The sequence below is a fragment of the Acidovorax sp. genome (genome assembly GCF_046339755.1).
Lineage (GTDB): Bacteria > Pseudomonadota > Gammaproteobacteria > Burkholderiales > Burkholderiaceae_C > Acidovorax.
The window spans coordinates 1-9,609 of record NZ_JBKDTZ010000304.1 but is presented as its reverse complement, the minus strand read 5'-3'; the positions used below and the strand labels follow the sequence as shown (position 1 = coordinate 9,609).

General features: G+C 56.7%; 6 protein-coding genes and 1 pseudogene. 6 read left to right on the top strand and 1 reads right to left on the bottom strand.

Annotation, left to right across the window (positions count from 1 at the left end):
* A pseudogene (locus ACK59X_RS26070) lies at positions 1-183 on the bottom strand (hypothetical protein); the annotation flags it as partial.
* 221 nt (positions 184-404) lie between these two features.
* Between ACK59X_RS26070 and ACK59X_RS26065 the strand changes: the two are divergent.
* The 6 genes from ACK59X_RS26065 (at position 405) to ACK59X_RS26040 (ending at position 9,473) form a co-directional block, all read left to right on the top strand.
* Positions 405-617 (top strand): DUF3606 domain-containing protein, encoded by a 213-nt coding sequence (locus ACK59X_RS26065; protein ID WP_409961401.1) that lies wholly within the window; start codon positions 405-407, stop codon positions 615-617.
* A gap of 1,051 nt (positions 618-1,668) precedes the next feature.
* Entirely contained in the window at positions 1,669-3,846 is a 2,178-nt protein-coding gene (locus ACK59X_RS26060; protein ID WP_409961399.1) for an ATP-binding protein, read from the top strand.
* Between the two features lie 595 nt (positions 3,847-4,441).
* Positions 4,442-5,011, top strand: a complete 570-nt coding sequence (locus ACK59X_RS26055) for a heme NO-binding domain-containing protein (RefSeq protein ID WP_409961398.1) — start codon at positions 4,442-4,444, stop codon at positions 5,009-5,011.
* Positions 5,011-7,665, top strand: coding sequence for an EAL domain-containing protein (locus ACK59X_RS26050; RefSeq protein ID WP_409961396.1), 2,655 nt, complete (start codon positions 5,011-5,013; stop codon positions 7,663-7,665). The genes ACK59X_RS26055 and ACK59X_RS26050 overlap by 1 nt, the downstream gene beginning before the upstream one ends.
* A 741-nt stretch (positions 7,666-8,406) precedes the next feature.
* A complete protein-coding gene (locus ACK59X_RS26045) occupies positions 8,407-9,210 on the top strand; it encodes an alpha/beta fold hydrolase (protein ID WP_409961395.1) in 804 nt (267 codons plus the stop codon).
* Entirely contained in the window at positions 9,210-9,473 is a 264-nt protein-coding gene (locus tag ACK59X_RS26040) for a PAS domain-containing protein (protein ID WP_409961393.1), read from the top strand. Before ACK59X_RS26045 ends, ACK59X_RS26040 begins: the two co-directional genes overlap by 1 nt.
* Positions 9,474-9,609 lie beyond the last annotated feature (136 nt).

Here is a 9,609-nt window from a genome sequence, read left to right as displayed (position 1 = left end):
TAACTTCAGCCGGCCGACCATCGATTCATCGAATCGGGTTGGCGAAGGCTCGGTCACATTCACTGTAACGGAAATCGGGCCGTCACCGGGAGGCAGTTGCGCGAATGCGATGGGCGCAAACATCGCCATGGACAGTGCCAGAGCGCTGCGTGGGCGAAGAGTGGGGCGTTCGGGTGGGCTCATGGGGCCTCCTGGGGTGCGCCATCCTGCGGGCAGGCACTGCTTGGCGGTGTAGGAAGACCGCTTGAAGAAGTCGCTAGCGCTTGGCAGCACTCTCAAATTGATCAAATTCGCAGCACGGTTGGCCCTGCCTGTTCCGGCAACTGGTGCTATTTGCCTACATCGCGCGCCGGGTCACGTAGCTAGCATCTGAACAACACGCCGACTACTTAGGAGACATTCCGATGACGCAATCGAACCAACAACCAGATCGCATTGATGTTGAAGACGCCCAATCGCTCACTCGCTGGACGCGTGAGCTTGATACGACTGAAGAACAGCTTCGAGACGCGGTGGCACAGGTCGGGGACAAAGCGACAGACATTGAAATGCATCTCAAGGGGGCGCGCAGTACAACCAATGTGGACCGCGTCCAACAAGCAGATGCCAAGAGCTGAGCAACCTGCTCATGCCTGCATCTTGCGGCCGTGGAACCTCGCCCTTGTTTGATCTAGTCGAATACCGGAAGAGCAGAGAATGAAACCTGATCTACAAGTGTCAAACGAGGACACGCAGGCTTCAAAGCCATTCCAAATGGTACGCACGCCACGGAAGGTCATGGTGTGGGCGGCAGTGGCATTGTGCGTATTTTTTGCTTTCGTGGCCTTCTATTACTTCGGACCTAAAAGCCAGGACGATTTGGACCCCGACGCGCGGCCGGTGGGAGGGAATAAGGTGCTAGCACCGCTGGCCCCAGCATCGGCTGCAAGTGTTAACAGGTAAGACGGAAGAAGCGTAGCACGGCAGTTGGTCACTCGATAATCAGTCATCCGGCTTACACCTAGAACGTCGTCTCATAGCTGTTTGGGTGATGAGCCATATCGGGCAGACTCGTGCCGGAAGGTATCCCCGCTCCGGCTGGCCAAACGGCCCTTGTTGCGTACCAAATTGGTAAACGGCCAGGTTCAGGCATCGATCATTTCATTCGTAAACCACTTTATGTTTGATGGTGAGAGACAGCTCCGATGCCAGATTTATGCCGACTTTAAATAGCGTCAACTTCAACAGCAAGGTACATGGAGCACATATTTAAAACGGTAAGGGTTGAAGCCTCAGTCTTATGAAATTGGTCCTGGTCAGTGGCGAGCCCATGTGATCATGCATCTTGAAACTGGGGCAGGGCCCAGTGTCGAGGTGGTTGCCGCGCTGCGTTGTTTTGAATCAGAGGATGAAGCAAATGCGGTCGCTTTGAGCTTGGCGAGCACACTTGTAGCCCGGGGAACTTGGGCGAATGGCAAGCACTTGTCCAAATCAATCGATATAGGCATATTCCGATTCACAACTAAACGTTAGCACTCTCCAATGTCCGCTACAACTGAATGTGGCTTGGCTTGGCTTGGGTGGGATGGGGCTCAACTCTCGCATTCGCCTGCGGTAGAGTACAGCGTACTCTTTATCCAAAGAGCCGCAAGAGCACCACAATTTTGCTCCACTACCACTTATCTGATCATGCAGACCACCGCAAACGCCCCTTCGTCAGCCTCGGCTGCCGAGCCTGCATTGGATGGGGAGATGGCTCACGCCATCGCTGCATTCCCGTGGCAAGCTCACCCCCTAGGCGAGCCCAAAACCTGGCCGTCAAGCCTCCGAAACGCGGTGATGCTGTTGCTAGAGTGCAAGCTTCCAATGTACTTGGCATGGGGATCCGAACTCACACAGTTCTACAACGACGCGTACCGGCCGATCTTGGGTGACAAGCATACCGAGGCATTGGGTCGTTCGGCACGCGATACCTGGAGAGAGATCTGGCCCACCATCGGGCCCATGTGGGACGAAGTTCTGAACGGTAAATCGATAGGATTCGATGACTACAAGCTCACCATCGAGAGGTACGGATACCTAGAGGATTGTTACTTCAACTTTTCCTATAGTCCCGTACGCGATGACGACGGCCATGTCGCTGGCGTTTTTGTGACCTTCGCGGAAACCACCAGCAAGGTCTTGGGAGAACGCAGATACAAGTTCCTGGATGATCTCGCCCAGGCAACGCGTCACATCAATGCTCCAGAAGAGGTGATGAGCACGACCTCACGCATGCTTGGTCAGTACCTGGGGGTAAACCGCTGCGCGTATGCGCATGTGCTCGATGACGAGAACACATTCGATCTCATTGGAGACTATAACGACGGGGTCCAAAGCATCGTGGGCCAGTACAAGTTCACTGACTTCGGTGTGCCAGTGAGCAACTTGATGAAGGCCAATCAGCCTTACGTCAATGACAATGTGGACACGCATGCTCTGACAAAAGGAACGGACCTTTCGGCCTATCGCTTGACGGCCATCCAGGCGGTTATCTGCCTGCCTCTCCATAAAAACGGAAGGTTCGTTGCGGCGATGGCAGTACACCAAGCCACGCCAAGAGGCTGGACTCGCAATGAGATCGAACTGGTGCAAACAGTGGTCGATCGCTGTTGGGAATCGCTTGAGCGGATCCGCGCTGAGCAAGCTCGTTTGCAGTTGCTCAACAGCGAACGTGCTGCGCGTGAAGAGGCCGAGCGCGCCAATTCGGTCAAGGACAATTTTCTTGCGACCCTCTCGCATGAGTTGCGTACTCCACTGACCGCCATAACGGGATGGGTACATATCCTCAGAAAAAAGCTCAGCCCCGAGCAGGTCGAGATTCACAAGGGTGTGGACGTGATTGAGCGATGCACGAAAGCGCAGATTCGCCTCATCGACGACTTGCTCGACATGAGCAAGATCGGCTCGGGCAAGCTCAATCTGGACTTGCAGCCGCTTGACCCGGCTGCTTCGGTTCGAACCGCTTACGAGATGATGATGACCCAAGCTCAAATCGCGGGCGTGCATCTCTCGGCACACATCGAGGCCGTGCAAGCGGTTTTGGGCGACGCGAGCAGACTGCAACAAGTCGTCTGCAATTTGCTAGTCAATGCCATCAAATTCACGCCAAGAGGTGGCAAGGTTTCGGTGAGCGTCAACAACGATGGCGCGGATGTCGTCATCACGGTCTCTGACACTGGCATCGGGATTCCCAAAGACTTTTTGCCGCATATGTTTGAGCGTTTCCGACAGGCGGACGGGACGATTACCCGAAAGTATGGAGGGCTAGGTCTCGGCCTCTCGATTGTTCAGCACTTGGTGCAGCTGCACGGTGGTACGGTGTCAGCCCATAGTGAGGGAGATTGTTTGGGTTCTTCGTTCACGGTGGCTTTGCCAGCCTACCGGGGTGAGGCTAACGCGCCAGATGTTAAGACAGCAGATTCAATCGAGATCGACTTGTCCGGCAAACGTATCCTCGTGGTCGACGATGAAGAAGACATCCTGGAGCTGCTGAGAACAATACTGCAGGACAGTGGTGCACATGTGATTGCCGTCTCGGACGCACACTCAGCAATGGCCCAGGTAGCGAGCAAAAGGCCAGAAATAATTTGCTGCGACATAGGCATGCCTACCATCGACGGGTATGAATTTATCAAATGGCTTCGCCAGCGCTCGGACGTGCAGGGAGGAAGAACCCCCGTCATCGCGATGACCGCATTCGCCAGGCAGCAAGATCGCATCCGCTCTCTGGCCAGCGGTTTTGATATGCACCTGTCTAAACCCATTGAGCCGGCCGAGGTGCTCGCGGCGGTATCTGTCGCGCTTTCCCGCGATGCACGACCATGAAGCTGCGAAAAGTGTCGCCTCGCTCCACAATGCTTTCCTTCGCTAACTTTCTTGCCACTTGAAATGTACTGGGCACAGTGCTTTGAATCGCCCCTGGCTTTCATGCAGCTCGGCGGTCATGAGTTATGCAGCCGCCCTGGCAGACTGGCCGGCGAGTTGCCAGTAGTCGTTGGCTCAGCTTCGGTGGGCCGGATGTAGCCAACGGGGTTCGAGCAGGCGACGGTTGGGAAGCACGGGTTGAATGGAAGTTTTCACCGGTCTCGCTATGGCGCTTATGGGTGAAGTGTTCTATAAAAAACTCTTGAAGGCTCCGAATTTGCCTGGGGCCGGAGGCGTCGCTTATGGCCACGGAGCAATGGCATTGACGTCGACATCAAGGAGTCAGCGCGGATCAATTGGCCGATTTGCCGGGCTCCAGAAATGTGTTGAAAGCCCTGGGCACCAATCAGATGGTAGGCAAAAGTCCGCCCCGCATCCGAGATGGCAACTATCACCAGTCAAAGGCAGATTCATGGGAGTCGCCGTTCCGCGATAACATGGCTCGCTGCAATATCTGCGCATCGCGGACTTGAGGTCATGACTAGGGAGTGATGCTATGTATGGACTGGTCAATCAGGCGCTTGAGGATTTCGTCATACAGGGGTTCGGCAATTCTGCTTGGGACAGGATTCGTCAGGGTGCGGGCATCAACGATGACATGTTTATCGCGATGGATGGCTACCCGGACCAAACGACTTTCAAGCTCGTCTCTGCAGCCACCCAGGTATTGGGCCTTGATGCCGCGCAGGTACTGGAAGGCTTCGGCAGCCATTGGGTGCTCTATACCGCAGAGTCTGGCTATGGCGAGATGCTCAACATGTTCGGTTCGGATCTTCGGTCGTTTCTCAACAATTTGGACAACCTTCACAGCCATGTAGGTATGAGTTTCCCCGCGTTGAGGCCGCCCTCGTTCAGGGTAGAAGAGGTTGAGGGCAGCGCGGGGTTGCTGTTGCACTATCGAAGCGAGCGCGCGGGATTCGCCCCGATGGTGGTCGGACTGCTGAAGGGCCTGGGCGAGCGCTTTTCACAAAAAATCAACGTCCAACAGACGGCTTTTCGTGGGACGGACGACCATGACGTTTTTCGCATCGACTATGTCGATTCCGACCCATCACCCGCCCAGTGATGGAAGCGCTCAAATTCAACCTTTCACCTGAACAGTTCGCCGCTGCGTTCCCTTTTCATGTCGCGTTCGACGAGCAACTCCGAGTGCTGCAGACTGGGGCGGTGCTGCACCGCCTTTGCCCGGCGTTGGTAAAGGGCGCCGAGCTCGACGAGCACTTCACGGTTCAGCGTCCCGTCCTAAAACGTCTGGATTACGAAGCAATCCATCTGCACGAGAAATCGCTCTTCGTATTGCAGCACCGCGCGGGACCTCTGCGCCTGCGAGGTCAGTTCGTCGTACAGGACCGGCGACTGGTCTTCCTGGGATCGCCCTGGGTGGCCGAAATGGTCGATTTAGGCCGGCTCGGGCTGTCGCTCAGCGATTTCGCTGTGCACGATCCCGTCGTCGACCTCCTATTCCTTCTGCAAACCAAGAACAAGTCTCTGGACGACGGGAAAGTGCTTGCGCAACGCCTTAGGACCAGCCAACAACGGCTTGCCGAAGCGCAGGAGCTGGCGAAGATGGGCAGTTGGGTGCTCGATCCGGAGACCGGCCAGATCGACTTCTCCGACGAGGCTCGCCGCATCTATGGGTTCGATTCGACAACCGAGGACCCCACACTGGTTCGCCTGATGGCGCTCGTGCCAGCGGTTGAGCGGGTTGGACTCAACGAGGCGATCCAGCAGGCCGCGCAGAGCGAGGCCCATCTTGAGTTCGATCACCGCGTTAACGCACCTGACAGGGCCGAGAGGTGGATCCATGTCACTTTGCAAGGATCCGTGCAAAACGACGCCATCATCGTCCGTGCCGCAGTGCGCGACGAGACCACCAACAAAAAGTCCGCCTTGCGATTGGCGTTGGCCCACCACGTCGCCCAGAAACTGGCCGCAGACGTCGAGCCCGAGCGCGCGATGGCGTTCATCCTGTCGTCGATTGGCGCGCAGATGGATTGGGCGGCCGCGGTGTGTTGGGGCATGGAAGCCGACTCTCGGGTGCGCTGCCTGAGCGCCTGGGCGGCGTCGGACGATGCGGCATCGCACGAGTTCAGCGCGGCCATGCGCGTCTTCAGTGGACCGCACCCGGACGGAAACCTCGACGCTGCCTGGTCCTCCGGCAAACCGCTGTGGCGCGTGATCGACTTGGCCGACGCATCACAAGTTCGGGATCAGCTCGCCGCCCGATGCGGCCTGAATGCAGCAGTGGTCATCCCGGTCGTTGCAGGTGCGCAGCTCGTGGCGCTGGAATTTTTCAGCCGCGCCCCGATCACCGTCGACCGCGAGATCGAGGGTTTCATGAGCTCGATTGGGAGTCAATTAGCCCAGTACTTGCGCCGCAAGCAAGCAGAGGCCGCGCTGCGACATGCGGCGCACCATGACGAGCTGACCGGCCTGGCCAGCCGCTCCTTGCTGCAGGATCAATTGGCGCAGGCCCTGCAGCGTGCTGCGCGGCAGAAAACCAAGGTCGCGGTGCTGTTCATGGACCTCGACCGTTTCAAATCCATCAATGACAGCCTGGGCCACAGTGCCGGCGATGTGTTGCTTCGGGCCTGTGCGAATCGACTGCGGGAGAATGTGCGGCTGAGCGACACCGTGGCTCGATTCGGTGGTGACGAATTCGTACTGGTGTTCGAGGGCCTGGAGAACGCGCAGGACGTGAATGCGCCGCTGGCGAAAGTCGTGAGCTTGTTCAACCTCCCCTTCGAAGTCAAGGGGGGCGAGCTGCCAACCACCGCAAGCATAGGCATCAGCCTGTTTCCGGACGACGGGCAGGATGTCGAGACCCTGTTGATGAACGCCGACGCGGCGATGTATCGCGCCAAGGGAATGGGTCCAGGAAACCAGCACTTCTACTCATCGCAAATGAGCGCGCAGGGCAAGCAGCAACTAGCGCTGGAGAGTAGTCTTCCTCGCGCTCTGGAGAGAGACGAACTGTTCCTCGTGTACCAGCCCAAGCTCGATCTGACTACCGGGCATGTAACGGGAGTGGAGGCGCTCATGCGATGGCGCCATCCTACGATGGGCCCTGTATCGCCTCTGCAGTTCATCCCTATCGCGGAGGACATCGGCCTGATTGACAGCATGGGCCACTGGGCGTTGGAAGTCGCCTGCCGGGATGCGAGAACGTGGAGTGACCAGGGCCACCCCATCCAGGTGAGCGTCAACTTGTCGGCACGGCAGCTCAACCGCCACCTTCTGGCCGAGGAAGTGGCGCAGGTCTTGGCAAGGGCCGGACTCCAACCCGCTCAACTTGAACTCGAGATCACCGAAAGCGGCGTCATGCGCAACCCCGCCCAGGCGGCACTGCGGTTGCGCGAGCTTCGCCTTCTCGGCGTGTCCTTGGCGATCGACGATTTCGGCACCGGGTACTCCTCGTTGTCTTACCTACGTAACTTCCCCTTGAGCACCTTGAAAATCGATAGATCTTTTGTCAAGGATCTGCCGATCAACGAAGATGCTTCAGCGCTGACTGCGGGCATTATCGCGTTGGCGCGGAGCCTCCGATTGAAGGTAGTGGCCGAGGGCGTCGAGAACTTTGAGCAGTTGGGCTATCTGCGAGCGAATGGCTGCGATGAAATTCAAGGCTACTACCTCAGCAAGCCGATCTCCGCAGATGAAATAAGTCGATTCCTTAAACGGGATGTGAGCAATTTCGTGACTTCGGGCGCGACGGCATAAACCCAAGTTATGGCGGCTGACAAACAGACTGGTCGCAATCATCCTTCTGCTGGACGAAGGGCAATAAGTCTTAGTCCGCGTGTTATTTGATTAGAAATTGGATGCGGCCGATATAGTGAACGACGCACAAGGTAGCTTGGACCGGGCGGTGGCGGCCATGTGTCATCGTGTCGAGGCTTGGTGACCGCTGGCTTGGCAAGTTGTCCACTGGATTAAGACCGCCCTCTTGCTGGTGTCTACACGCGCAAAACTTCAACCAGGCCGCACGCCAAAGATTTTCTCGTGCGGAAATGCCCCACGAAGTTCGAGACCGGACCTCCGACAGACGTTGCAAGTTGCTAGTTCCGCTCTCTGGGGGCGGGCAGTCCGCTTCCCGAGGCACGCCAAGCGCCTCTACTGTAGGACAACTTCGCGTGACTGACGAGTCATTCAGCAGTCGGGACGTTCGCCGCAACGTTGGACTATGCTTGTTGTTCCACACGGAATGACAGGTTTGGAAATTGCTTCTGTGTGTTGAAACATGGCTTCCAACGCCGCATACGATGCAGACATAAGCCTGTCTGCTTCCACTCAACTCATGGTGGTTGACCGCTACCAACACACACGACAACACTAAGCTGACCGTCGGTAGATCAGGCAAGCGATGCCGACGACTGCGCGTAACGCCTTACGCCGAATGTGGGATATCTGGTTCCCGGATAGAGCCCGCTCCAATTTAAGGTTTTCTACCAGAAAGGTGTCATGTCAACAGCGGTAAGAAACAACGTCCGTGTTTCAGGCTCGGGCCCTGCGACGCTCTTCTTTGCCCATGGGTTTGGCTGCGACCAAAACATGTGGCGCCTCCTCGCCCCGGCGTACGCAGACCGCTACAAGACAGTCTTGTTTGATCTGGTAGGAAGCGGAAGCTCAGACCTTAAAGCGTTCGATCCTTCCAAGTACAGCACCCTTCAAGGCTACGCTGACGACTTGGTTGAGATCGTCGAAGAGTTCAGTTGTGGCCCAGCTATTCTCGTCGGTCACTCCGTAAGTGCGATGATAGGCATCTTAGCTGACCTTGCTTCACCAGGAAAATTTGCGGCCCACGTCATGGTGGGCCCCTCGCCCTGCTACATCAACGACGGCGACTACATCGGTGGATTTGAACGCGAAGACATTGAGTCTCTTTTGGACACGCTGGAAAGCAACTATCTCGGCTGGTCCAGTACCATGGCGCCCGCGATCATGGGCAATCCAAGTCGGCCTGAGCTGGGCGAAGAACTGAGCAACAGCTTCTGCCGTACCGATCCTGAAATCGCCAAGCACTTTGCTCGGGTCACCTTCCTCTCTGACCACCGGGCTCAGCTGTCGCAGCTGACTACCCCCTCCCTGATTCTTCAATGCGACGAAGACATGATTGCGCCTGTTACGGTGGGCGAGTACATGCATCGGATGCTGCCAAACAGTACACTCAAAATAATCGAGAACGTGGGTCACTGTCCGCATTTGAGCCAGCCCAGTGCAAGCGCAGACGCTATCGATCAGTTCCTGACGGAACACAGTCTTTGATGGGCGCAGGCGGCTCCAGTCCTGATTCTGATCCGCTGGAAGATCTCCCCTGCGGAGTGCTAACCACCGACTCGAAAGGCCTCATTCTTCAGGCGAATTCTACGTTTTGCGAGTGGGCTGGATATGGATGCGAGGAAGTAATAGGTGTGCGCCGCCTTCAGGACTTTTTAACCATGGGTGGTCGGCTTTTCTACCAGACCCATTTGGCGCCGTTATTGGTCATGCAAGGTTCCGTTTCAGAGGTGAAGCTTGATGTACTATGAGGTTGCCCCTGAAAAGTGGAGTTCTTAACCCTTGTTGAAAATACCGACAAGGAGTTGAGCAATGAGTGACAAGCAAGTGCGTGCGCAGTACACGCGGGAGTTCAAACTGGAGGCGGTTCGGCAGGTGCGAGCTGGC

Coding starts and splice junctions, on each gene's coding strand:
- ACK59X_RS26060 (WP_409961399.1), top strand. CDS start 1,669: ATGCAGACCACCGCAAACGCCCCTTCGTCAGCCTCGGCTGCCGAGCCT.
- ACK59X_RS26045 (WP_409961395.1), top strand. CDS start 8,407: ATGTCAACAGCGGTAAGAAACAACGTCCGTGTTTCAGGCTCGGGCCCT.
- ACK59X_RS26065 (WP_409961401.1), top strand. CDS start 405: ATGACGCAATCGAACCAACAACCAGATCGCATTGATGTTGAAGACGCC.
- ACK59X_RS26055 (WP_409961398.1), top strand. CDS start 4,442: ATGTATGGACTGGTCAATCAGGCGCTTGAGGATTTCGTCATACAGGGG.
- ACK59X_RS26050 (WP_409961396.1), top strand. CDS start 5,011: ATGGAAGCGCTCAAATTCAACCTTTCACCTGAACAGTTCGCCGCTGCG.
- ACK59X_RS26040 (WP_409961393.1), top strand. CDS start 9,210: ATGGGCGCAGGCGGCTCCAGTCCTGATTCTGATCCGCTGGAAGATCTC.